Raw genomic sequence first — 23,577 nt, 5'->3', positions numbered from 1 at the left:
CCGAGACCCCGGGTACACGTCGAGACCCCCTGCTGTACGCGCGTGCAGCAGGGGGTCTCGACGCGAAAGCGGGGTCTCGGGATCAGCCGCGCAGAGCCTCGGCGAGCTTCACGCGCGAGCCCATCCGCAGCAGGGAGTTCTCGTAGATCTTCGCGCCGACGACGATCGCCGCGACGCAGCTCGCCAGGAGGATCGCGAGGCTCAGGAGGGGCTCCCACCACTGCGCCTCGCCGACGAACAAGCGCATGGGCATGCCGACCGGAGCCGAGAACGGCACGTACGACATGATCGTCAGCACCAGCGGGTTGTCGTTGAACACGATCACCAGCACGTACGGCGCCATGATGAGCATCGTGATGGGGGTCGTCGTCGAGCCGATGTCCTCCTGCCGGGAGACCATGGAGGCCGCCGCCGCGAACATCGCCGCGAGCAGGATGAACCCGAACAGGAAGAACACCGCGAACCAGATGATGGGGGCGCCGAGCGTGGTCAGCACCTCCCGCTGACCCGTCACGATGAGGCCGATCGTGGCGACGGCCGCGAGGGCGAGGATCTGTCCCATCGCGAGCACCGTGTTGCCGATCACCTTGCCGGCGAGCAACGTGCGCGCGGGGATCGCCGACAGCAGCACCTCCACGACCCTGGTCTGCTTCTCCTCGACCACGCTCTGCGCGATGGTGCCACCGAAGGTCGCCGCGGCCATCATGAAGACGAGCCCGAAGGCGATCGCGATGAAGTAGCGCAGGAGTGGATTGGTGGTGACCGGTTCGAGGATCACGACCTCGGGCGAGAGCGACAGCGCGGACACCAGCGATCCGGGCGCATCCTCCAGGGCGACGATCGTGTAGCCCGCGGCGTTGTCGCCCTGGAGCACCGCCGCGTCGACGTCGCCGTCGCGGACCAGCTCCTCGGCCTCGGCGCGGGAGGCGACCTCGGTCACCTCGACGTCGGGCAGCGCGGACACGGCGCCCGCGGTCTCCGCGGTCACCGCGACGGGCATGGCGTCGGTGTTCTGACTCGCGAAGCCGCCGAACAGCACGCCGGCGAGGGCGAGGACAAGCAGGATGCCGGTCGAGATCAGGAACGCCTTGCTGCGGAGCTTGGAGCCGATCTCCCGCTCGGCGACCAGCCAGATCCCGTTCCGTGCGGGGTTCCCCGATCCTGCGGAGTGCTGGGTCCCTGAGCCTGTCGAAGGGGTCGAGGCGTTCACTGGATGACCTCCTTGAAGATCTGGGCGAGGGAGGGGTGCTTGGGCGCGAAGCTGGCGACGTCGCCGCGCGCGACCGCCGACTGCAGCACGCGCTGCGCGGTGTCGGGGCCGTCCGCGTCGAAGAGCGCGTAGCCGCCCTCGAAGTCGACGACCGTGACCCCGGGTTCGGTGCGCAGCCACCCGGCGTCGCCCGCGGAGATGAGCTCGTACCGGTCGCGGGCGTGCTCGGCGCGAAGCCCCTCCCGGGACCCGGCGGCACGGATGGTGCCCCCGGCGAGGATGACGAGGTCGTCGCAGAGGCGCTCGACCACGTCGAGCTGGTGGGAGGAGAAGAGGATCGAGGCGCCGCGGGCCGCGCTGGCCTGCAGAACGCCGGCGACGACGTCCACCGCGAGGGGGTCCAGGCCGGAGAAGGGCTCGTCGAGGATCAGCACCTCGGGGTCGTGCACGAGCGACGCGGCGATCTGCGCTCGCTGCTGGTTGCCCAGCGACAGCGACTCGATCGTGTCGTCGAGGCGCTCGCCGAGTCCGAGCTCCGTGAGCAGCGCGGTCGCCCGCTCCGTCGCGTCCGGCTTGCTGAACCCGTGGAGGCGCGCGAGGTAGACGATCTGCTCCAGGACCTTCATCTTCGGGTACAGGCCTCGCTCCTCGGGCATGTAGCCGAAGCGGCGGCGGTCGGCGGTGGTGAGGGGCGCCCCGTCGAGGTCGACTCGTCCGCCGTCCGACGACAGCAGCCCGAGGATGATGCGCATGGTCGTGGTCTTGCCGGCGCCGTTGCCGCCGACGAAGCCGGTGAGCCGGCCCGGCGCGACCGTGAACGACACGTCGTCCAGCACCCGGCGGCTGCCGTAGCTCTTGGTGATGCCGGAGAGTTCCAGCAGTCCGGTGGTCATGTCGTGGTGCTCCGTCCGAAGGTGATCCGCATGACCTTCACGCTATTGAGCACGGGCGGGGCGGGGCATCCCCCGCAGGGGGGACGGCCACGGATCAGCCGCGGGACGGACGGCCGGCGTGCAGCACCGTGCGCACGAGCAGGCCGGCGACCAGCGCCCAGAATGCCGCGCTCACCCCGAGCACGGCGATGCCGGAGGCGGCGACGAGGAACGTGACGACCGCGGGGAGGCGCTCGCCGGGGTCGTCGATCGCCTGCTGGACGGCCGCGCCGAAGGCGCCGAACAGCGCGAGTCCCGCGACCGCCGGGATGATCGCCGTCGGGGCGAGCACGACGAGGGTCGCGAAGGCGGCGGAGAACGCCCCCAGCACGAGGTAGGACGCCCCGGTGGAGACCCCGGCGATCCAGCGCCGATCGGGGTCGGGGTCGGCGTCGGGGGACGCGGCGAGGGCCGCGCTGATGGCGGCGAGGTTGATGGCGTGCCCGCCCGCCGGAGCGCCGAGGGCCGTGCCGAGACCGGTCACGAGCATCGCCGGACGCCACGGGACCTCGTAACCGAAGCTGCGCATGATCGCGATACCCGGCACGTTCTGCGACGCCATGGTCACGATGAACAGCGGCAGGGCTATGCCGACCAGGGCCCCGACCGTGAAGGCCGGCATCGTCAGCTCGAACCGCGGCAGGAGGACCGCTGGGTCGACGGCGGTCCCCGCGGTGACCAGCGACACGGCGACGACCGCGGCCGCGGCGACGAACGCCAGCGGCACCGCCCACCGGGAAGCCAGGCGGGCGAAGACCAGCCAGGTCAGCACCACCGGGACCACGCCCCAGGGGTTCGCGACGACCCCCGTGATCGGCGCGAGGCAGAGCGGCAGCAGCACCCCCGCCAGCATGGCCTGCGCGATCGACGGAGGGATCCGGGCGATCAAAGCTCCGAGCGCGGGCCAGAGCGCCGTGAGGAGGATGAGGGCCGCGGTCACGAGGAAGGCCCCGACCGCGGCGGGCCAGCCACCCTCGACGCTGCCGGTCGCCACGAGCAGGGCGGCACCGGGAGTGGACCACGCGGCCGTGATCGGCATCCGGTAGCGCCAGGCCAGCACGATGCAGGCGAGCCCCATCGCTAGGCTTACGGCGAGGAGTCCGCTGGCCGCCTGCGCCGCCGACGCGCCGACGGCATCGAGGCCCGTGAGCACCACCGCGAACGAGCTCGTGAACCCCACGAGCGCCGTGACGATCCCGGCGACGATCGGACGGGACACGGGGGCGGCGGCGGGCATGGCTCCGAGAGTATCGCGGGGGAGCGGTCCGCCTCCGGTCAGGCCAGCCCCATCCGATGCGCGAGCACGACGGCCTGCACGCGGTCCCTGGCGCCGAGCTTCTGCAGGATGCGGGAGACGTGGGTCTTCACGGTGGCCTCCCCGATGAACAGGGCGCGGGCGATCTCGGCGTTGCTGCGGGCGTCGGCGAGCAGGGTCAGCACCTCGGCCTCCCGCTCGGTCAGCGGTTCCGCGAGGACGGGGGTCGTGGTCGTCTTCGTCACCGCGCGGGCGGGAGCGGCGCCGGTCTCCGGAGTCGCTCCGGCGAAGCGGCTGAGGACGCGGCGCGTCACCTCGGGTGCCAGCATGCCGTCCCCGGCCGCGAGAGCCCGCACCGCGGAGATGAGATCCTCGGCACCCGCGTTCTTGAGGAGGAACCCGCTCGCGCCGACCTCGAGCGCCTGATAGAGGTAGTCGTCGCGATCGAACGTCGTCACGATCGCGATCGCGGCGCTCACCGAGGGGTCGGCCACGAGGCGGCGCGTCGCCTCGATCCCGTCCATGTCGGGCATCTGCACGTCCATCGTGATCACGTCAGGGCGCAGGTCGGCGGCCTGCGCGATGGCCTCCGCCCCGGTCGAGGCCTCGCCGACGACGGTGATGTCGGGCTGGGTGTCGAGGATCGTGCGGAAGCCGGCGCGGAGGAGAGCGTGGTCGTCGACGAGGAGCACCCGGATCGGCGCGGTCACCGTGCGGCCTCCGTCACGGGTGCGCCGAGCGGCACCCGCGCTCGCACCCGCACCCCGCCGGGCGCGCGCGGAGCGATCTCGAACGTGCCGCCGGAGGCCGCCGCGCGCTCCCGCATCCCGAGCTGGCCGAGGCCGGGACGCAGCTGGGCGATGGCACGGCCGGTGTTCACGACCTCGACCTCCACGCCGTCGGCGTCGTAGCGCACGCGCACGTCCGCAGTCGCCCCTGGCCCGGCGTGCCGACGGGCGTTGGTCAGCGATTCCTGCGCGATCCGGTAGAGGTTCACGGCGACGAGCGAGGGCACCGGCACCGGATCGCCGATCACGGTGTACGCGGTGGGGAGGCCCGCCTCCGTCGATGCCTCCGCGAGGGCGGCGATGTCGTCGAGGGAGACGGTCGACGCCGACTCGGCCGTGTCGTCGCCGGGGGTACGCAGCGTCTCCAGCAGCTGGCGCAGCTCCTGGATCGCGTCCCGCGCGGAGGACTCGATCCCGGAGAGGATGCGCGCCGACTGCGCCGGATCGCTCTCGAGCACGAGGCGCGCGGCACCCGCCTGCACGCCCATGACCGACACGTGGTGGGCGACGACGTCGTGCAGCTCTCGGGCGATCCGCACCCGGTCGAGGGCCACCGCCTGCGCCGCGGTGACCTCGCGCTCGCGCTCCAGCTCGCGGGTGCGCTCCTCCAGCACGGCGCGCTGCTCCGCCGCCGCCCAGGAGCGCTCGCCGAAGTAGTAAGCCCCTCCGAAGTACAGGACGTTGAGGAGGATCTGGATGAGCATGAAGGCCACATAGGGCGACATGGCGCCGGCGACGACGTCCGCCTTGTCCGCCTCGCTGATGGCGTCGCGGTACATGGTGATGAGGAGCCACACGAACATGCCGACGATGATCGCGACACGGACGACCAGGGCCTTCCGGCGGTCGTTCATCCAGGCGCCGACCGTGTAGAGCGCGATGAACATCGCGATGTTGCCGACGTAGATATCCGGTACCCGGATCGTCACCGCGGTGAAGTAGGCGAGCGACACCACGACGGCCACGGTGCCGGGCCAGCGCCGGCGGAAACCGAGCGGCGCCGCCACCACGACGGCGTAGACGAGGGCGGTCCACAGCGGAGCCTGCTCGTCGCCGTAGACCTGGGCGATGGAGGAGAGCGCCGCGCTGAGGATCGCGCCGACGAAGAGGACGAGCGCGAGGAGGAGGTCGCCGCGCTGGTCGCGCAGGGTCGGCGTCCGGGTGAAGGCCATCCCTCCACCGTAGGGCGGGGGCCGTCGCGCGGCATCCCCCGCGCGACGGAGACGGCCGTCTGTGATCTGCCTATTCCTTTCCGATGCGTCGATCGTCTACCTTCGGAGAAGGCGTTGCCGCGGGATCGGCAGAGCTCGAGGTCGACCGCGACAGCACCGGGCTGCGCCGGCCTCCTCCGGAGGGTGGGGACATGGCGCGACGACGCGCGTTCTTTCGGTCGATCATGGGCGGGGCCGCGGCCCTCGCACTCGCACTGGGCGGCGCGACCGCAGCCGGTGCCGCGTCAGGGGGATCCCTGGCGGGGACGGTGACGGCGGAGGCGGACGGTTCCCCTCTCGCGGGCGTCACCGTCTCGGTGTCGACCGACGACGCGTCGGTCTTCGAACTCACGACGACCGATGCCACGGGTGCGTACCTCGTGCCGGACCTTCCGGCGGGGGAGTATGTCGTGGCGTTCGATGCCTCCGGGACGGACTTCATCTCCGAGTTCTGGGACGATGCGTCGTCGCGTGCGGCCGCGCAGCGTCTCATCGTCGCCGAGGGAGAACCCGTCGACGGTGTCGATGCAGCCCTCACGCTCGGTGGGGCGATCAGCGGCTCCGTGATGCGGCAGGCCGACGGCTCGCCGCTCGAAGGCGTGACCGTGCGCGTGGACTCCGCCGACTTCTCCCGGTCGGGTGTCGCGCAGACGGGCGCCGACGGGACCTATCGGATCGACGGTCTCCCTGCCGGCGATTATCGCGTCCGTTTCGATCCCGCGGAGCCGGCGCTGGCCGCCGAGTTCTGGGACGACGCCTACGGAGACCGCAAGGCGACGGCCGTTCGCGTGACCGCGGGAGAGGACCGTGGGGGAGTGGATGCCCTCCTCGCCGAGCTCGGCGTGATCCAGGGGTCGATGACGTTGGCGATCGACGGCTCGCCCGTGGCCGGGTGGGTCACCGCCACCGACGACGCGACGGGTGCCTGGGCGCAGGCCGACGTCGCGTCGGACGGGTCGTACACCCTCTCCGTGCCGCCGGGGGAGTACGCGGTGGCGTTCGTTCCCAACGGCGGACGCGGCATCCCCGAGTACTGGAAGGATGCGCGGCAGGAGAAGGACGCGGCCAGGATCGCCGTGGCCCCGGGGCAGGCCATCGCGGACATCGATGCGACTCTCGACGCGACCGGGATGATCACCGGCGTGGTGCGCACGTCGGGCGCGCTGTCCGGCGACGCGATCGTGGAGGCGTACAGCGGGGACACCCTCGTCAGCATGGCCTACACGCAGCCCGACGGCTCGTACCGCCTGGCCGTCCCCGCCGGGACTTACATCGTGCGAGCCACGGCGAACGTATACGACATGATCTTCGCGCCGCAGTTCTTCGCCGGCGTCGCGACCCGGGCCGAGGCGACCCCTGTCGTGCTGGCCGCGGGCGGCGATCGCGCGGGAGTGGACTTCGACCTCGCGCCGGGCGGCGCGATCGACGGGACGGTGTCGACCGCGGGCGGTGCCGCGGTCTCCGGGGCGACGGTCACGGCCCTGCTCTGGACGGCGTCCGGCTGGCGGGACGTGGCGACGCTCGACACGGAGGGGCGATTCACTCTGGGGGGGAGAGCGGATCTCGAGGCTCCCGGTGGGTCGCTGCCCGCGGGGGTCTATACGCTGCGGGTGGAGATGCCCGGTTTCTGCACCGGGTACTTCGGCGGCGCACAGTCGCTCCTCGGGGCCGACACCTTCCGGGTGGAGCCCGGCGCCACCGTGTCGGGACGGGACGTCATGCTGTCCGCGGAGTGCACGGCGCCGTCAGCGTCGCCCACGCTCACCCTCTCGCAGGCCTCGATCCTCGCCGGAGAAGTGCTGACGATCTCGGGATCGGGCTTCGCGCCCGGTGAGGCGGTCACACTGGAGATCCGGTCGGAGCCGGCCGAACTCGGTCGGGCCGTGGCGGGGATCGACGGGGCGTTCTCGGACGACTTCCGCATTCCCGCGGGGTTCCCGGCCGGAACGCACACCGTGGTCGCGCTGGACGCGCAGCGGAATGTGGTGGCGAGCGTGCGGCTCGACATCGTCCCCGGCGCCTCGGGAGGCACGTCGGGAGAAGCCGTGGCACCGCCGCGGAACGAGGAGAACCTCGCCGCGACCGGCGGCGAGTTCCCGTCCTTCGCGCTGCTGGTGGCGGTCGTGCTCCTCCTCGGCGGAGGAGCACTGCTCCGACGCCGTCGTCGGCACGGCTGAGGGGGATGCCGGGCGGGGACCTGCCAGGATCGAGTGTGACCGACTCGACGCGCCCGCGGCTGGCACCGCTCTATCTCGCCGGGTTCACCACCGCGTTCGGCGCGCACGGCATCGCTGCCGCCCTGGGCGCCGAGACCGAGGACATCGGCTGGACGCTGCTGGCCTTCGGCTTCACGCTCGCGCTGTACGACCTCGCCGAGGTACTGCTCAAACCGCTCTTCGGGGCGCTCAGCGACCGGGTCGGGGTGCGTCCCGTGATCCTCGGCGGTCTGCTGGCCTTCGCCGCGTTCTCGGTGGTCGGAGCGCTGGCCCCCGGCATGATCGGCCTCGTGATCGCGCGCTTCGGCCAGGGGGCGGCGGCCTCGGCGTTCTCCCCGGCCTCCTCCGCCGCGGTGGCGCGGTTGACGGACGAGGCGTCGCGTGGCCGGTACTTCGGCCGCTACGGCTCCTGGAAGAGTCTCGGATATGCGCTCGGCCCCCTGCTCGGTGCGGTGCTCGTGGTGGCGGGCGGGATCCCGGCGCTGTTCTGGGCCCTGGCCGTGCTCGGGCTGGCCGCGGCCGGATGGGTGCTCGTCGCCGTCCCCGCCGTGCCGGTGCTGCCCCGGAAACGGGTGACCCTCGTCGACCTCGGCCGGGAGATCCTCGCTCCGGGGTTCCTCGTGCCGACCCTCGTGCTGGCGGCCACGACCGGCGCGCTCGCCGTGGCCGTCGGCTTCCTCCCGCTGCTCGGCCGGGAGGCCGGACTCGGCACCGTGGGCAGCATGGCGATCGTCACGGTGCTGGCGGTCGTGTCGAGCATCGTGCAGCCCCTGGTCGGGGCGGCGCACGATCGCGGCCGGCTCTCGGTCCGCCTCGGCGGGGTCGGCGGGCTGCTTCTCATCGGCGTCGGCATAGGCCTCTCGGCCCTCTGGGTGACCCCGGTCGTGTTGTGCCTCACGGGTGTGCTGGTCGGTGCCGGGGTGGGGCTGGCCACGCCGGTGGCGTTCTCGCACCTCGCGGCATCGACGCCCGCCGAACGCATGGGACGCACGATGGGCAGTGCGGAACTGGGCCGGGAGCTGGGCGACGCGGGCGGTCCGCTCGTCGCCGGGGCCGTGGCGACGGCGACGGTGCCGGCGGTCGGGATCGGCGTCATCGCGGCGCTCACGGCGGGGGCGGGCGCCCTGGCCCTCCTCGGGCTGCGACCGCCGCGTGCCGACGCCCGTCCGACCGGGGCCGACTGACCGCGGGGGACCTGTTCAGTGACCGAGCAGGCGCTCGATCACGCGGGCCACGCCGTCTTCGTCGTTGGTCGCGGTGGTCTCGTCCGCGGCCTCCTGCACGACGGGTTCCGCGTGCGCCATGGCCACGCCGTGACCGGCCCAGCGGAGCATCTCGACGTCGTTGAGGGCGTCTCCGAACGCCACGACGCCGGAGCGCTCGATGCCGAGGTGCGTGCAGAGGCGCGCGAGTCCCGTGGCCTTCGTGACGCCCTGCGCCATGACCTCGACGAACGGGGCGCCGGACAGCGTGGCCTCGAAGCCGGTGAGCCCGAGGGACCGCAGGGTCTCGAAGAGGGCGGCGGGCGCGAGCTTGGGGTGCCGGATCACGAGCTTGAGCGTCGGCGCGGCCAGCACCTCGTCCAGCGGCACGCCGCCCATCGTCGCGGGGTCACGCTTGTGATCGGACAGCTGCGCGATCGCCGCGTAGCCGTGCTGCGCCACGAACGTCTCGCCGCCCTCCCGCACGCTCGCGAAGAGCAAGCCGGGGACGCTGGCGCGCAGTGCGTCGGCGAGAGTGCGCAGCGTCGCGGGCGGCAGCTCCTCGGCAAACAGCATGCGGCCCTCGGTGAGATGCGTCGCGTACGCGCCGTTGCCGCACAGGGCCCACCCGTCGAAGCCGGCGTCGGCGGCGATCACGCGCAGGCCGATCGGCTGGCGGGCGGTGACGGGCACCACCGCGACGCCCGCGTCTCGCGCGGCGTCGAGCGCGGCACGGGTGCGCGGCGACACCGCGGACGAGCTGTCGAGCAGCGTGCCGTCGAGGTCGGTCGCGATCAGCCGCACGGGATGGGTCCCTGAGCTTGCCATGCGATGGGTCCCTGAGCCTGTCGAAGGGTCAGGAGAAGATCATCGGCAGGTCGTCGTCGGCGTCGTCGCCGCCGAAGTCCAGATCGACCACCACGGGCACGTGGTCGCTGGGCTGCTCGCCCTTGCGCTCGTTGCGGTGGATCGACGCGCCGGTGACGGCATCGGCGAACGTCTTCGAGCCGAGGATGAAGTCGATCCGGATGCCCTCGTTGCGCGGGAACTTCAACCGCTGGTAGTCCCAGTAGGTGTAGCCCTCGGGGAGCAGCGGGCGCACGACGTCGGTCACGCCCGCGTCGGTCAGGGCGAAGAACGCGTCGCGCTCGGCGGGGGACACGTGGGTGGAGCGGCCGACCACGATGTCGGGATCGCCGTTGTCATGGTCGAACGGGATGATGTTGAAGTCGCCGACGAGGGCGAGCGGAAGGTCGCGGTTCGCCGACAGCTCCGCCGCCGTGGACTGCTTGAGCCGCTCGAGCCAGTGCAGCTTGTAGACGTAGTGCGGGTCGTCGAGCGAGCGGCCGTTGGGCACGTACAGGCTCCAGACGCGCACGCCGTCGACCATGACGCCCAGCGCGCGCGCCTCCTGTGGGGCATCGGGGCCCTCGTGGCCCTTCGCGAACCCGGGCATGCCGTCGAAGGCGGTGCGGACGTCGGTGATCGGCAGCCGGCTGGCGATGGCGACGCCGTTCCACTGATTCAGGCCGTGCACTTCGACGTGGTAGCCGGCCTCCTCGAACGGTGCATACGGGAACTGCTCCGGCTTGCACTTCACCTCCTGCATCGCGAGCACGTCGATGTCTTCACGGACGGCGAACTCGACGGTGCGGGTGACGCGGGTGCGGATGGAGTTGACGTTCCAGGTGGCCAAGCGCATGCGTCCAGCCTAGGGTGTGCCTCCTACACTGGATGCCGTGACCGCACTCGACGCAGACCGCCAGACCCTCCTCGCCCTCATCACGGACGAGGCGGTGTTCCACGGCGACTTCACCCTCTCCAGCGGCAAGAAGGCGACGTACTACGTCGACATGCGCAAGCTCACCCTCGACCACCGCGCCGCCCCGGCGATCGGCCGCATCATGCGCGACCTGATCGCCGATCTCGACGTCGTCGCCGTCGGCGGTCTGACGCTCGGCGCCGACCCGATCGCGAACGCCGTCCTGCACGCCTCGGTGAACGCCGACCGTCCGCTCGACGCGTTCGTCGTGCGCAAGGAGCCGAAGGACCACGGCCGCGGTCGCCAGATCGAGGGCGCCGACGTGAAGGGCAAGCGCGTGGTCGTGCTGGAGGACACCTCAACCACCGGGCAGTCCGCACTCAAGGCCGTCGAGGCTCTCCGCAAGGAAGGCGCGGAGGTCGTGGCGGTCGCGGTGATCGTCGACCGCAAGACCGGCGCGCAGGCCGCCATCGAGGCCGAGGGCCTGGAGTGGCGCGCGGCCTTCGACCTCGACGACCTCGGGCTCGACCCGCAGTGACCCGCTACGCGCTGGCCGTCGACGTGGGCGGCACGAAGATGGAGGCCGCCCTCGTCGCCGACGACGGCACGCTCGTCCCCGGCAGCCGCAGCCGGCAGCCCACCGGCCGCGAGGCGACGTCCGCGTCGTTGACGGCGGCGGTCGACGCGATCGTGCGGCATGCGCTCGCGGCCCTGCCCGCCGACGCGGAGCTCGTCGGCGCCGGGATCGGCAGCGCGGGTCCCGTGGATCGGACCCGCGGTGAGATCCTGCCGGTGAACATGCCCCTCGCGCGGGGGTTCGGCCTCGTCGATGCGGTCGCCCGTGCGGCCTCGACCGCACTCGGACGGGACGTCCCGGCGGTCCTGGGTCACGACGGCGGCGCGCTCGCGCTCGCGGAGTCGTGGCTGGGGGCGACGCAGCAGGCGGGAGCCTCCCTGTCGATCGTCGTGTCCACCGGCGTCGGCGGCGGTTTCGTCGTGGGCGGTGCGTATGTGCCCGGGGCGAGCGGCAACGCCGGGCACCTCGGGCAGGTGCGCCGCGAGGGCGGGCTCACTCTCGAGGAGATCGCCTCCGGACCCGCCAGTGCCGCCTGGGCGCGGGAGCAGGGCTGGTCCGGCGCGACCGGGGAGGACCTGGCCCGGGACGCCGCGGCCGGTGTCGCCGTCGCGCGCGCCGCGATCGAACGCTCCGCCCGCGCCGTCGGGGAGGCACTGGCCGATGCCGCCACCCTCGTCGACCTCGACGTCGTCGCCATCGGCGGCGGCTTCTCGCGGGTGTCGGCGGACTACATCGACCTCGTCCAGCAGGCTCTCACCGCCAGCGCCGTGCACGAGTACTCCCGTCGCACCCGCGTCGTCCGCTCGGGCCTGGGCGACGAGGGGCCGCTGATCGGCGCCGCCGCCCTCGTCCTGCGCTGACGGGAGGGTCAGCTCCCTGACACGAGCAGGTGTCGCGGGGGCCCTTCGAGCCGGGCGACGGCGATCTTCAGGTCCGTGACGTCCGCCGCCACCGCATCGATGCGGGCGCCGAGCTTCTCTTCGACGGTGTCGATGCGTGCGGTGAGCTTCTCTTCGACGGTGTCGATGCGGGCGCCGAGCTTCTCTTCGACGGTGTCGATGCGTGCGCCGAGCTTCTCTTCGACGGTGTCGATGCGTGCGGTGAGCTTCTCTTCGACGGTGTCGATGCGTGCGGTGAGCTTCTCTTCGACGGAGTCGATGCGGGCGCCGAGCTTCTCTTCGACGGAGCCGATGCCTGTGGAGAGCCGGTGGTCGACGGCGCCGAGACGCTCGTCGATGCGACGGATCATCCACGCCCCTGCCGCGAACAGACTCGCGCCGAGGGTGAGCACGACGCCGATCGCGCTGACGATGATCGTGAGGGTGTCCGCGGACACGGTGTTCCCTTCCTCGGTGCGGGTGTGGCTTCGACGATACGTGGTCGCCGTGCGGGCGCCGGTCGGAATTCTGGCATCTGTGAAGAGGTAACCAATACCGCTGAGGTGTGCAGGAGAAGGGGCGCAGCGATACTGGAACGCTGTTACAGCATGGACGCCTCTGATGTAGTTTTGATACATACCTCTCGTCGGAAGGAAATCGATGCGCGTCCTGGGACTGATCTCCGGCACCTCGCACGACGGGATCGACGCCGCCGTCGTCGAGTTCGCCACCAACGGGGGGTTCACAGCGCACGGCGTCGACCTCCGGGGCACGGTGCTCGCGTCCACCAGCGTCCCCTACGATCCCGAGCTGCGGGCACGCCTCATCGCCGCGCTCCCTCCGGCGCAGACCACCCTGGCCGAGGTGGCCGAGCTCGACACCCTCATCGGGCAGGCGTTCGCCGGCGTCGCGGCCGACATCGCGGCGGAGGTCGGCGGCGTGGATGCGGTGTGCTCGCACGGCCAGACCGTCTACCACTGGGTCGACGGCGCCCACGCGCTCGGCACCCTCCAGATCGGGCAGCCCGCCTGGATCGCCGAGAAGACCGGTGCGCCCGTCGTCTCCGACATCCGCATCCGCGACATCACCGCGGGCGGCCACGGCGCTCCGCTCGTGTCGTTCCTCGACGAGCTGCTGCTCCGTGGCCGCGCCGGCGTCTCGGCGGCGCTCAACCTCGGCGGCATCTCCAACATGACCGTCGTCCGCCCGGACGGCCTCGTCGCCTACGACATCGGCCCCGCGAACGCCCTGGTCGACGCCGTCATCGTCGCGCACGACCTCAACCCGCTCGGCTATGACGACGATGCGGCGATCGCCCGGACCGGACGGGTCGACCAGGCGCTGCTGGACGCCATGCTCGCGGACCCGTACTACGCCCTCACCCCGCCGAAGAGCACGGGCAAGGAGCACTTCCACCTCGCCTACGTGCAGGAGCACCTCGCGGCGCAGGGACGTGAGATCGCGGTCGCCGACGTCGTGCGCACGCTCACCGAGCTTACAGTCCGCACGGTCGCCCGCGACGTCGAGGCCGCCGGGATCGGCTTCCTCGCGGTGTCCGGCGGCGGCTGCCGCAACCCGCTGATCCTCGACGGGCTGCGGACCGCGCTGCCGCAGACCGAGGTCGTCCTGGCCGACGAGCTCGGCGCCCCCGCCGACAGCAAGGAGGCCATCCTCCTCGCGCTCATCGGCTGGTCGACCCTGCACGGCGTCCCCGCGATCGTCCCCGGCGGGACGGGGGCGCGCGAGCCGCGCATTCTCGGCACGATCACGCCCGGCGCCGGTCCGCTGCAGATGCCAGAGCCGGTCCCGGCCATCGACTCCCTCACCCTCACGGGGGCGGCGCCCGCTTCCTGAGACCTCCCGGTGACCGTCGGCTCAGCGCCGGCGGTCGTCGTCGTCCCAGGGGCCCTCCCACCAGCCGGCCCGGCCGTCGTCCTCGCCGCCGCGGCGGCGGGAGCGCACGAACTGCACGACGAAGACCGTCAGCGACGTGAGCGTGATGAGGATCAGGACGAGGAACAGCAGGTCGCTCTGGTTCATGGGCGTCTCCCCTCCGCGGCGTCCGCCACGAGCTTCGCGATGCGGGCGGCCTTCGTCTCCGGACGCTTGGCCATCGCGATGTGCGTGAGGCCGAACTTCTTCACCGACTTCGGGAACGCATCCCAGTTCGCCCTGGCCGCGGGCACGGCGTCGAGGGCGGCCGTCAGCTCCGGGGGTTCGATGCCGGCCTCCGGGCCGTCGAGCACGGTCCACGAGCCGTTCGCCTTCGCCGTCTCCAGCGCTTTGATGCCGGCGGGAGCGAGGAGCCCCGCGGCCTCGAGCTCCGCGATGCGCGCCTTGTTCGACGCCGCCCAGCCGCTCCCCGGCCGTCGCGGCGAGAACCACTGCCCGTTCGTGTCTTCGTCGAACGTGCGTACGGGGCCGTCGATCCACCCGAAGCACAGCGCCTGACGGACGGCGTCCTCGTAGCCGACGCCGGTGGCAGATCGCCCGCGCACGCTCAGGAGCCACACCCCGGCCGTGCGTTCGTGGTTCGCCTCGAGCCAGGCGCGCCAGGCCGCGGCGTCCGCCGCCGTGACCCGCTCGCCGTCGTCGAGGGCGCCCACGTCAGTCCTCGTCGAGGGTGGGGATCGAGTCGGTGATGGTCGGCAGCAGGTCGGCGACCGAGTCGACGATCTCGTCCGGACGGAACGGGTACTGCTCGATGATCCGCTGGTCGCTGATGCCGGTGAGCACGAGCACCGTGTGCAGACCCGCCTCGATGCCGGCGACGATGTCCGTGTCCATCCGGTCGCCGATCATGCCGGTCTTCTTCGAGTGCGCGCCGATCTTGTTCAGGGCCGAACGGAACATCATCGGATTGGGCTTGCCGACGACGTAGGGTTCCTTGCCGGTGGCCTTGGTGATGAGGGCGGCGATCGCTCCCGTGGCCGGCAGCACCCCGTCGGCGCTCGGGCCGGTGGCGTCCGGGTTGGTGACGATGAAGCGCGAGCCGTTGATGATGTGGCGGATGGCCTTCGTGATGGCCTCGAACGAGTAGTTGCGGGTCTCGCCGACGACGACGAAGTCGGGGTTCGTCTCGGTCATGATGAAGCCCGCCTCGTGCAGCGCGGTGAGGATGCCGGCCTCGCCGATGACGAACGCGGAGCCGCCGGGGAGCTGCTGCGCGAGGAAGTCGGCGGTCGCGAGCGCCGAGGTCCAGATGCGCTCCTCCGGCACGATCAGGCCGCTCGCACGGAGGCGGGCCGAGAGGTCGCGGGCGGTGAAGATCGAGTTGTTCGTGAGCACGAGGTAGGGGATCTCATTGCGCTCCCATCCGGCGAGGAGTTCGGATGCTCCGGGGATGGCGTCGTTCTCATGGACGAGCACGCCGTCCATGTCGGTGAGCCAGCATTCGATGTCGTCACGGTGTGCCATGTGCTCAGCCTAGAGGCCCCACCTTTCCTTTCGAGTCGCCTGATTGGCCCCATCCCCGGCCGATGTGGCGCAAAGTGCGCGATTCGAAGCCGGGGGTCAGGCCGACAACCACACCACGTCGCGGGCGGCGGGGGGCAGCGGCGGCTCGGTTCCGTCGAGGGTGAGGCCGGACGGGGTCACCGTCACGGTCGTCCCCACGACGACCCCGTGGGAGTCGAGGGTCCGCAGCAGCTCCGGGTCGCGGTCGTCGACGCGGAGCACACGGCCGGTGTGTCCGTCCGGGGCGTCGGCGAGCAGGACGAAGGGCTCCCGTTCGATGCGGCCCTCCGCGTCCGGGATGGCGTCCCCGTGCGGGTCGAAGCGCGGCCGCCCCAGGCGCTCGTCGATGCCCTCGAGCAGCCGGTCGCTGATGGTGTGCTCCAGCACCTCGGCCTCGTCGTGCACCTCATCCCATCCGTACCCGAACTCCTGCACGAGCCAGGTCTCGATGAGGCGATGACGGCGGACCATCGCGAGGGCCCGGGTGGTCCCCGCGTCCGTCAGCCGGACCGCCCCGTACGGCACGTGCGACACGAGCCCCGCCGCGGCGAGCTTCTTCACCATCTCCGTGACCGACGACGGGGCGATGCCGAGCTTGGCCGCCAGGACCGAGGGGGTGATCGGCGCATCCTGCCACTCGGTGTGTGCGTAGACGGTCTTCAGATAGTCGTCAGCTGCCGGGGATGCCACCCCACCACTCTACGTGTCCGGTCGGCCGGACCCGCGGCCGGAGTCAGGCGCTCGCGGAGCCGAGCAGGATCACGGCCGCCTGCCCCGCGAAGAAGAGCACGAGGAACCCCAGGAGGGCGGCGGCGAGCGAGAGGCGCCCGTCGAAGCCCTCCACCTCGGCGATGCCCACCTTGCGGGCACGGAAGGCGAAGATCAGGGTCGCGACGCCGAGCGCGAGCTGCACCCACGGGCTGGCGGGGCCGATGACCTTCGGGAACGCGATGAGCAGACCGCCGATTACCCCGGTCGCGAAGCCGCTCCAGGTGAGGAGGCGGACGGTGCGACGGGCGGAGTCTGCAGACATGATGTCGAGCCTATCCGGCGTCATGCCCCCGTCAGCACCAGCCAGAGCAGGGCGCCGTTCAGAGCGATGAGGAGCACGGAGGCCACGACGCCGGCGACCGTCGTCCACACCCGGTTGGCCCAGGCGCCGAGCGTGCGGCGCTGCGCGGTGAGGGCGACGAGCGGGATCAGCGCGAACGGGATGCCGAACGACAGCACGACCTGGCTGAGGACGAGGGCGAGCGTGGGGTCCACCCCGATGCCGAGGATCACCAGCGCGGGGATGAGCGTCACCAGCCGGCGGGTCAGCAGGGGGATGCGCACGTGCAGGAGGCCGTGCATGATCTCGGCGCCCGCGTACGCGCCGACGGAGGTCGAGGCGAGACCCGAGGCGAGCAGTCCCACGGCGAAGAAGGTCGCCACGACCGGGCCGAGGCCTGCGGCGAGGGCGGCGTGCGCCCCCTCCAGCGAGTCGGTGCCCGCGACGCCCGCGAGGTTCGCCGCCGCGAGCAGGAGGATGCCGAGGTTCACGGAGCCCGCGATGACCATCGCGATCGTCACATCCCAGCGCGTCGCCGTGAGCAGGCGGCGGATCCGCGAGGTCTCGATCCGGGCCGCCTCCTCGGTCGTCTCGGCACTCGTCGCACCGAACCGGTCGCGCGCCAGGGAGGAGTGCGCGTAGATCGCGTGCGGCATGATCGTGGCGCCGAGGATCGAGGCGGCGAGGAGCACGGACCCCGTGTCCTCGAAGCGCGGCACGAGGCCGCTCACGACGCCGGCCGGGTCGGGTGGCGCGAGGAACAGGCCGGCCATGAAGCCGATCGTGATCACGAACATGAGGCCGATGATCACGAACTCGAACGGTCGGGCGCCGCGACGGTTCTGCACCGCGAGCAGGACCATGGACACGGCCCCGGTGATGAGGCCGCCCCACAGCAGCGGCACGCCGAAGAGCAGGTTCAGGGCGACGGCGCCGCCGATGACCTCGGCGAGGTCCGTCGCCATCGCGACCAGCTCGGCCTGCAGCCAGTAGGCGCGGCGGGCCCAGGGGAGGCGCAGCCGCTGGCCCAGCACCTCCGGGAGGCTCTGGCCGGTGACGACGCCGAGCTTCGCGGACAGGTACTGGATCAGCCAGGCCATCACGTTGCCGGCGACGACCACCCACACGAGCAGATAGCCGTACTGCGCCCCCGCTGTCATGTTGCTGGCGACGTTGCCCGGATCGAGATAGGCCACACCCGCCACCAGCGCCGGTCCCAGCAGCCACAGCAGGCGCGGCGAAGCGGTGCGAGCGGGGATCACGGAGGCGGTGAGATTTTTAGGCATACCGAAACCGTAGCGCATTTTTCGGCACACCTAAATATCCAGAACCGGCGTGCGGCTCCTCCGCTCGACGGCGGCCAGACGGAGGCGGCGATAGCCTGGCGGGATGGAAGCGCAGCGCCCCGAGAGCACGGAACCGACCGCCCCCGGGGGGTCCTCGGCGCAGCCCGGATACGGCGTCGGCCCCTGGCCCGGAGGGCCGTCGGCCTGGCCCGAGGGAGAGCAGTACGATCCCGAGCTCCTCGCGCACGGCGACACGCGAAACGTCATCGACCGCTATCGCTACTGGCGCATGGAGGCGATCGTCGCTGATCTCGATACGCGGCGTCATCCGTTCCACGTCGCGATCGAGAACTGGCAGCACGACATGAACATCGGTTCCATCGTGCGCAGCGCCAACGCGTTCCTCGCCGATACGGTGCACATCATCGGCCGGCGTCGCTGGAACAAGCGCGGCGCCATGGTGACCGACCGCTACCAGCACGTCGTGCACCACGAGGACATCGCGACCTTCGCCGCCTGGGCGGCCGCAGAGGGTCTGCCCGTCATCGCGATCGACAACGTCGACGGTGCCGTGCCGGTCGACCGCGCCGAGCTGCCGCGCTCCTGCGTCCTCCTCTTCGGTCAGGAAGGGCCGGGGCTGTCGCCGGAGGCATTGGCCGCCGCCTCCGGTCACATCGAGATCACGCAGTACGGCTCGACCCGCTCGATCAACGCGAGCGCGGCCGCCGCGGTCATCATGTACGAATGGTGTCGCCGCCACGCGTCGTGACCGGGGCGGCGGTCGTGCGCGCTCAGGCCGGCGTCCGGGAGGAGTGGCCGTTCCGACGGCTCTGGAAGAGTCACGCCGAGGCGGTGAGCCACCGTCCGGACCGCACCCGCCAGCCCAGTGTCGCGAGCCGCGCGAGCAGGTACACGCCGAAGAAGGCGACGGCCAGCCACACGAGCCCCGCGGTGCCATCGACGCCCGTGGCGGCGATGATCCCGAGCGCGGGCAGGAAGGGGGCGAGATTGAGGCCACCCGCGATCGCCAGGTAGCGGGCGTCGTTCGCCCCCATGAGCACCCCGTCGAGAACGAACACCACGCCGGCGATCGGCTGCGCCACCGCGAGGACGAGGAGGGCGGGCTGCACCACCTCCGCGACGGCCCGGTCGCCCGTGAAGACGAGGCCGAGCACCCCGGACGATGCCGCGATGAGCGCCCCGACCACGACGCCGAACCAGGCTCCCCACGCGACCGTCCGCGCCAGCACGCGCCGCACCTGCTGCTCGTCTCCGGCGCCCAGCTCCTTGCCGATGAGCGCCTGTGCGGCGATCGCGAGCGCGTCCAGCGCGAAGGCCGCCGCCGAGAAGATGGTGAACACGATCTGCCAGCCGGCGAGCTCCTCCGTGCCGATCCCGGTTGCGACGGCCACCGTGGCGAGCAGCGCGACGCGGAGGCTCACCGTGCGCAGGAACAGCCACCCGCCCGACGTCGCCGTCTGGCGCAGGCCGTCACGCTGGGCGCGCAGCGACGCGCTGTGCCGGGACGCGAGGCGCCGGACGACCAGCGCGTACGCGGCGACCATGCCCCACTGGGCCGTCACCGTCCCGGCGGCGGAACCCGCGATGCCCCAACCGAGCCCATAGATGAAAAGAGCGTTGAGCAGCGCGTTCGCGCCGAAGCCGATGCCTGCGATCCACAGCGGGGTCATGGTGTCCTGCATCCCGCGCAGGAGCCCGGTGGCGGCGAACACGATCAGCATCGCCGGCAGACCCCACATCGAGATCACGAGGTACTCGGTGGCCTGTGCCGCGACCTCGGTGCTCGCCCCGAACAGGGAGACCAGCCAGGGGGAGGACACGGCGCCGACGACTGCGAGCACGGCGCCGAGGCCGAGCGCGAGCCACATGCCGTTGATCCCCACCGAGACCGCCTCTCCCGGTCGGCCGGCTCCGAACCGCCGCGCCACGGCGGGCGTGGTGGAGTACGCGAGGAACACCATGAGCCCGACGATCGTCTGCAGCACGGCACCGGCGATGCCGAGGCCGGCGAGCGGCACGGTGCCGAGGTGTCCGACGAGGGCGGCGTCGACGATGAGGAAGGCCGGTTCCGCGATGAGCGCGCCGAGGGCGGGGACCGCCAGACGCAGGATCTCGCGGTTCAAGGAGGTGCGGGCGGCCATCCTCCGAGCCTAGGACGTGCTGTCGGCCCCCGAGACCGCTGTCCGGACCCGACGTACAGTGGAGGAGGAGCTCCGAGCGGACGGAGGCGCATCATGACGGATCCCCGCGAAGCCGCTGCGCGCTATCGGGCGCGGCAGCAACAGGGCGGCAGCGACGCGGACGACGCCGAGACGGGCACGCCACCGGGCGCCGCGGCGGCGGTGGATCGGGCCGCGTTCATCGAGTCCGCCATCCAGGTCGCCATTCGTCGCGGCGACTTCGACGATCTGCCGGGGGCGGGGAAGCCGCTCGAAGGGCTCGGGGACCACCACGATCCGGACTGGTGGATCCGCCGCAAGATCGAGACCGAGGGGTTGACCGGGCTCGGGCCTCCGGCCATCCTGCTGCGGACCGAGGACCGCGAGCTGGACGGCCAGCTCGATCTCCTGGGCCGGGAGTCCGACGTGCGCGACGTCCTCGAGGACTTCAACCGCCGCGTGCGGGAGGCCAGGCGGCAGCTGCAGGGCGGGCCTCCCGTCGTGACGCCCCTGCGCGATGTCGAGGCGGAGGTCGCCGCGTGGCGGGAGCGCAGGGCGGTGCGGCCGTCTCTTCCCGAGAGCCCTCCCCGGCGCCGACGGTTCGGGCGCCGGCGCCGGGGGTGACTCAGACGCCCGGTCCCTCCACCGGACGCCTCGCCCGCCGCGCCCGTATCGCGCCGTCCACCCCGAACCGCCCGGAGGCGACGACCAGCAGCACCATCGCGGACAGCACCACCATCAGGGGGTACTGCGTGATCAGCTGATCCGCGCTCCAGTAGAGCGCCAGGGTCCCGACCGACACGAACGCGGCCATCCGGGTAAGCAGCCCCGACACGAGGAGGACGCCCAACCCGACCTCCAGTGCCGGGACCGCGGCCCCGAAGAATGCCGACGCCGAGGACATCGCCGCCCCGATCGGGGCGAAGAAGTCCGGCACCCTCGTGTTCCCCTGCGCGCTCTGCGCCACGAGCTCGATGTCGGCCGCGCCGAACCCCGCGCGGTACTTCAGCGTCCCCTCGACGAGCCACAGGACGCCGACCGCCACCCGGGCGGCTGCTCCTAGCAGCGAGCAGACCAGGAGGCGGGCGGATCGTGGCGCGGTCATGACAGTTCGGCTGCTCCGAAGACCGCCTTCGCCTTGTCGCAGTAGATCACGACGTGCGAGTACTCCCCGGTCTTCACCCCGTCCAGTGCGAAGGACTGCGAGGCGGTGTCGTACGAGACCGCATCGACGAGCATCCCGGCGGCGATCGCGGCCTCGTCCGTCCCGGTGGTGAGGTAGACGTGCAGGTCGGGTCCCTCGTCCGAGGAGAACTCCGAGAGCATGACCTCGGCATCGGACACCGAGACCGTCCCGGCCACCTTCTTGCCGTTGAGCCCGGTGAACTCCCCGGTCTTGGCGGTCGTGTCTTCGGCAGCCGCCTTGTCGTCCGCCATGCTCTGCGATGCGGAGGAGGACGGCGCGGACGAGGTGCCGGAGTCCTGGGGGCTGCAGGCGGCGAGGGAGAGGGCGAGCCCGACCGCAGCGGTCGTGGTGAGAAGGATCTTACGCATGAGGATCTCCTGTTCGGTGAGAGACGAGCCCGCAGAGGCCGGTGCCGGTCGGGCGTGCTGCAGAGCACGCTACGAAGCGGTCGAGAGCGGTGGGGAAGTCCTTTCAGAACCGTAAGAATGGCGGAAGGCCTCCCGCCGCGCGGGCTACTCTCGTCCGCATGGAGAGCGAGGTCAGCGTCGCGGTCGTGGAGGACGACCCCACGGTCCGCGAGGCCGTCGGAGAGTACCTGCGGGCGCAGGGCTATGCGGTGTGGAGCTTCGGCGACGGCGTCTCGGCGCGCAGAGCCCTGCGAGAGGCCGTGCCCGACGTCGTGATCGTGGACCGCATGCTCCCCGGGATCAGCGGTGACGAGCTCTGCCGCGAGCTGCGCGCCGCGTTCGCCGTTCCGATCATGATGCTCACTGCACTCGGCGAGGTGGAGGACCGCATCGATGGCTTCGCGTTCGGCGTCGACGACTATCTCGCCAAGCCGTTCTCGATGCGGGAGCTGTCGATGCGGGTCGCGGCGCTCGTCCGTCGAGCGAGGGCCGCGCAGGCGTCGTCAGGGGAGCTCCGGAGCGGCGCGTTCGTGATCGACCTGCTGCGTCGGCGCGCCTGGGTGCGGGGACAGGAGATCGCGCTCACGGGAAGGGAGTACGACCTGCTCCTCTTCCTCGTGCGCAATGACGACCGGGCGCTGGGCCGCGAGGAGATCCTGCGCGAGGTCTGGGGGTGGAGCGTCGGGGAGCGCTCGACCGTGACCGTGCACGTGCGGCGTCTCCGCGAGAAGATCGAGGACGACCCGCAGGATCCTCGCCACCTGCTCACAGAGTGGGGCATCGGCTATCGCTTCCGAGCGATGGAGGAGAGCGGATGACGGTGCTGTCCGGTGCGGTCATCCTGCAGATCATCGGGACGAGTCTGCTGGTCGCGATCGGCGTCGCCGCCGTCGCCCTGCTGCTGCTGAGAGCCCTGCGCGGCCGCGGGCTGCGCGCGCAGTTGATGGTCGTGGCGAGCGCCGGCACGGTCGCGATGGCGGGCGCCGTGGTCGCGATCGCGCTCCAGATGTACCTCTCGTCGCATGACCTGACGATCCTGCTCACCGTGATCGTGGTGTCGCTGGTGCTCGGCCTGGGGATGGCCTGGTGCATGGCACGGACGGTGCGGGCATGGATCGCGCACTTCTCGGCGTCGCTCGGGAGGATCGGCCGGACGGACGCCCCCGTGGGTGGAGCCGCTGCCTCCCGGGAACTCGCCGATCTCTCGGCGCAGCTGACAGCGGTCTCGGCCGAGGTGGACGCGGCCAGGGCCGAGCTCGTGCGGCTGGACTCCGCTCGCCGGCGATTCTTCGCCTGGATCTCCCACGATCTGCGCACCCCCCTCACGGCCCTGCGCGTGCTCGCCGAGGGCATGGAGGAGGGGGCCGCGGTCGCACCGGAGCGCTTCGCCGGCCAGGTGCGGGGGCAGGTGGAGACGATGAGCCGGATGGTCGACGACCTCTTCGAGCTCTCGCGCCTCACGTCCGGCGCGGTGCAACTCCAGACGGAACAGGTGATCCTGCGGGACGTCGTGTCCGACGCGGTCGCGGATGTCGCTGCCGCAGCGGCGAAGCGTGACGTCCGGATCGTGGAGCGGGGCATCGCGGGACCGGTGCTGTGGGCCGATCCCCACCAGCTCGGCAGGATCGTGGTGAACCTGCTCACGAACGCCGTCCGGCACGCGCCGCCGGGGACGGAGATCGTCGTGTCCGCCTCGATGATCGACCGGGATCGTCTCGTGCTGGGCGTGCTGGACCAGGGGGCCGGGGTGGCGGTCGAAGACCTGGATCGGATGTTCGACGTCGGCTGGCGTGAGGACACGGCGCGCGCGACGGCGGGCGACGACGGGGTCGCCTCGGGGGCGGGGCTCGGGCTGTCCATCGCCAGGGGACTGGCGCGAGCGCACGGCGGCGATGTCTTCGCCGAACACACCGCCGCGGGCTTCCGCATGAACGTGTCCCTCCCGGTGGGTGTTCCCGGACGCGCGGAGTGAGGTCTTCT

The 23,577-nt window shown here is 71.8% G+C and carries 26 protein-coding genes; 9 read left to right on the top strand and 17 right to left on the bottom strand.

The window, feature by feature from the left end; all coding sequences use genetic code 11:
• Positions 1-82: 82 nt before the first annotated feature.
• The 5 genes from AUV07_RS14510 to AUV07_RS14490 all read right to left on the bottom strand — a co-directional run bounded on the left by AUV07_RS14510 (position 83) and on the right by AUV07_RS14490 (position 5,357).
• Positions 83-1,210, bottom strand: coding sequence for an ABC transporter permease (locus AUV07_RS14510; RefSeq protein WP_082802981.1), 1,128 nt, complete (start codon positions 1,208-1,210; stop codon positions 83-85).
• On the bottom strand, positions 1,207-2,091 hold the full coding sequence (locus tag AUV07_RS14505) for an ABC transporter ATP-binding protein (protein WP_062637236.1): 885 nt from the start codon (positions 2,089-2,091) through the stop codon (positions 1,207-1,209). The genes AUV07_RS14510 and AUV07_RS14505 overlap by 4 nt, the downstream gene beginning before the upstream one ends.
• A 106-nt stretch (positions 2,092-2,197) precedes the next feature.
• Positions 2,198-3,379 (bottom strand): benzoate/H(+) symporter BenE family transporter, encoded by a 1,182-nt coding sequence (locus AUV07_RS14500; RefSeq protein WP_062637201.1) that lies wholly within the window; start codon positions 3,377-3,379, stop codon positions 2,198-2,200.
• 38 nt (positions 3,380-3,417) lie between these two features.
• Positions 3,418-4,107, bottom strand: coding sequence for a response regulator (locus AUV07_RS14495; RefSeq protein WP_062637199.1), 690 nt, complete (start codon positions 4,105-4,107; stop codon positions 3,418-3,420).
• Positions 4,104-5,357: a sensor histidine kinase gene (locus AUV07_RS14490; protein WP_062637198.1), complete on the bottom strand. Its 1,254-nt coding sequence runs from the start codon at positions 5,355-5,357 to the stop codon at positions 4,104-4,106. The genes AUV07_RS14495 and AUV07_RS14490 overlap by 4 nt, the downstream gene beginning before the upstream one ends.
• Before the next feature lie 191 nt (positions 5,358-5,548).
• On the opposite strand from AUV07_RS14490, the gene AUV07_RS14485 reads away from it, so the two are divergent.
• Positions 5,549-7,573, top strand: coding sequence for a carboxypeptidase-like regulatory domain-containing protein (locus AUV07_RS14485; RefSeq protein ID WP_197462155.1), 2,025 nt, complete (start codon positions 5,549-5,551; stop codon positions 7,571-7,573).
• A 35-nt stretch (positions 7,574-7,608) separates the two neighbouring features.
• Complete coding sequence (locus AUV07_RS14480; RefSeq protein ID WP_062637193.1) at positions 7,609-8,796, top strand: MFS transporter; 1,188 nt, start codon at positions 7,609-7,611, stop codon at positions 8,794-8,796.
• A 15-nt stretch (positions 8,797-8,811) separates the two neighbouring features.
• Here AUV07_RS14480 and AUV07_RS14475 read toward each other — a convergent pair whose 3' ends face one another.
• Positions 8,812-9,642 (bottom strand): Cof-type HAD-IIB family hydrolase, encoded by an 831-nt coding sequence (locus AUV07_RS14475; protein WP_062637192.1) that lies wholly within the window; start codon positions 9,640-9,642, stop codon positions 8,812-8,814.
• A gap of 28 nt (positions 9,643-9,670) precedes the next feature.
• Positions 9,671-10,516, bottom strand: coding sequence for an exodeoxyribonuclease III (locus tag AUV07_RS14470; protein ID WP_062637190.1), 846 nt, complete (start codon positions 10,514-10,516; stop codon positions 9,671-9,673).
• A gap of 37 nt (positions 10,517-10,553) precedes the next feature.
• Between AUV07_RS14470 and pyrE the strand changes: the two genes are divergently transcribed.
• Entirely contained in the window at positions 10,554-11,114 is a 561-nt protein-coding gene (gene pyrE, locus AUV07_RS14465) for an orotate phosphoribosyltransferase (RefSeq protein ID WP_062637189.1), read from the top strand.
• Positions 11,111-12,013: an ROK family protein gene (locus AUV07_RS14460; RefSeq protein WP_062637188.1), complete on the top strand. Its 903-nt coding sequence runs from the start codon at positions 11,111-11,113 to the stop codon at positions 12,011-12,013. Before pyrE ends, AUV07_RS14460 begins: the two co-directional genes overlap by 4 nt.
• A gap of 8 nt (positions 12,014-12,021) precedes the next feature.
• On the opposite strand, the gene AUV07_RS17850 is transcribed toward AUV07_RS14460, so the two are convergent.
• On the bottom strand, positions 12,022-12,489 hold the full coding sequence (locus tag AUV07_RS17850) for an apolipoprotein A1/A4/E family protein (RefSeq protein ID WP_197462159.1): 468 nt from the start codon (positions 12,487-12,489) through the stop codon (positions 12,022-12,024).
• Between the two features lie 202 nt (positions 12,490-12,691).
• Between AUV07_RS17850 and AUV07_RS14450 the strand changes: the two genes are divergently transcribed.
• Positions 12,692-13,885 (top strand): anhydro-N-acetylmuramic acid kinase, encoded by a 1,194-nt coding sequence (locus AUV07_RS14450; RefSeq protein WP_062637187.1) that lies wholly within the window; start codon positions 12,692-12,694, stop codon positions 13,883-13,885.
• 21 nt (positions 13,886-13,906) lie between these two features.
• Here the strand turns inward: AUV07_RS14450 and AUV07_RS17845 are convergent, their stop codons facing one another.
• The 6 genes from AUV07_RS17845 to AUV07_RS14425 all read right to left on the bottom strand — a co-directional run bounded on the left by AUV07_RS17845 (position 13,907) and on the right by AUV07_RS14425 (position 17,824).
• On the bottom strand, positions 13,907-14,071 hold the full coding sequence (locus AUV07_RS17845; protein ID WP_168429049.1) for a hypothetical protein: 165 nt from the start codon (positions 14,069-14,071) through the stop codon (positions 13,907-13,909).
• A complete protein-coding gene (locus tag AUV07_RS14445; protein WP_062637186.1) occupies positions 14,068-14,637 on the bottom strand; it encodes a YdeI/OmpD-associated family protein in 570 nt (189 codons plus the stop codon). The genes AUV07_RS17845 and AUV07_RS14445 overlap by 4 nt, the downstream gene beginning before the upstream one ends.
• Before the next feature lies 1 nt (position 14,638).
• The gene (locus AUV07_RS14440) at positions 14,639-15,448 is read right to left on the bottom strand and encodes an HAD-IIA family hydrolase (RefSeq protein ID WP_025104898.1); all 810 of its coding nucleotides are present in this window, start codon (positions 15,446-15,448) and stop codon (positions 14,639-14,641) included.
• Between the two features lie 96 nt (positions 15,449-15,544).
• Positions 15,545-16,177, bottom strand: a complete 633-nt coding sequence (locus AUV07_RS14435; protein ID WP_062637184.1) for a metal-dependent transcriptional regulator — start codon at positions 16,175-16,177, stop codon at positions 15,545-15,547.
• A gap of 43 nt (positions 16,178-16,220) precedes the next feature.
• Complete coding sequence (locus tag AUV07_RS14430) at positions 16,221-16,520, bottom strand: hypothetical protein (RefSeq protein ID WP_025104896.1); 300 nt, start codon at positions 16,518-16,520, stop codon at positions 16,221-16,223.
• A 20-nt stretch (positions 16,521-16,540) separates the two neighbouring features.
• Positions 16,541-17,824: an Nramp family divalent metal transporter gene (locus AUV07_RS14425; RefSeq protein ID WP_062637234.1), complete on the bottom strand. Its 1,284-nt coding sequence runs from the start codon at positions 17,822-17,824 to the stop codon at positions 16,541-16,543.
• A gap of 103 nt (positions 17,825-17,927) precedes the next feature.
• Between AUV07_RS14425 and AUV07_RS14420 the strand changes: the two genes are divergently transcribed.
• Entirely contained in the window at positions 17,928-18,593 is a 666-nt protein-coding gene (locus AUV07_RS14420; protein WP_062637182.1) for a TrmH family RNA methyltransferase, read from the top strand.
• Between the two features lie 70 nt (positions 18,594-18,663).
• Here AUV07_RS14420 and AUV07_RS14415 read toward each other — a convergent pair whose 3' ends face one another.
• Positions 18,664-19,986, bottom strand: a complete 1,323-nt coding sequence (locus AUV07_RS14415) for an MATE family efflux transporter (RefSeq protein ID WP_062637180.1) — start codon at positions 19,984-19,986, stop codon at positions 18,664-18,666.
• Positions 19,987-20,079: 93 nt separating this feature from the next.
• On the opposite strand from AUV07_RS14415, the gene AUV07_RS14410 reads away from it, so the two are divergent.
• Positions 20,080-20,628 (top strand): J-domain-containing protein, encoded by a 549-nt coding sequence (locus AUV07_RS14410; RefSeq protein ID WP_062637177.1) that lies wholly within the window; start codon positions 20,080-20,082, stop codon positions 20,626-20,628.
• 1 nt (position 20,629) lies between these two features.
• Here AUV07_RS14410 and AUV07_RS14405 read toward each other — a convergent pair whose 3' ends face one another.
• Together AUV07_RS14405 and AUV07_RS14400 are read right to left on the bottom strand one after the other, a co-directional pair.
• On the bottom strand, positions 20,630-21,109 hold the full coding sequence (locus AUV07_RS14405) for a DoxX family membrane protein (protein ID WP_062637176.1): 480 nt from the start codon (positions 21,107-21,109) through the stop codon (positions 20,630-20,632).
• Positions 21,106-21,558 (bottom strand): DM13 domain-containing protein, encoded by a 453-nt coding sequence (locus AUV07_RS14400; protein ID WP_062637174.1) that lies wholly within the window; start codon positions 21,556-21,558, stop codon positions 21,106-21,108. The genes AUV07_RS14405 and AUV07_RS14400 overlap by 4 nt, the downstream gene beginning before the upstream one ends.
• A gap of 158 nt (positions 21,559-21,716) precedes the next feature.
• Between AUV07_RS14400 and AUV07_RS14395 the strand changes: the two genes are divergently transcribed.
• Both AUV07_RS14395 and AUV07_RS14390 read left to right on the top strand, forming a co-directional pair.
• Entirely contained in the window at positions 21,717-22,415 is a 699-nt protein-coding gene (locus tag AUV07_RS14395; RefSeq protein WP_062637172.1) for a response regulator transcription factor, read from the top strand.
• Positions 22,412-23,569 (top strand): sensor histidine kinase, encoded by a 1,158-nt coding sequence (locus tag AUV07_RS14390; RefSeq protein ID WP_062637170.1) that lies wholly within the window; start codon positions 22,412-22,414, stop codon positions 23,567-23,569. Before AUV07_RS14395 ends, AUV07_RS14390 begins: the two co-directional genes overlap by 4 nt.
• Positions 23,570-23,577: the final 8 nt, after the last annotated feature.

Source organism: Microbacterium sp. CH1, assembly GCF_001595495.1.
Lineage (GTDB): Bacteria > Actinomycetota > Actinomycetes > Actinomycetales > Microbacteriaceae > Microbacterium.
The sequence above is the reverse complement of the archived record's forward strand: the minus strand, read 5'-3'. Positions and strand labels throughout refer to the sequence as shown.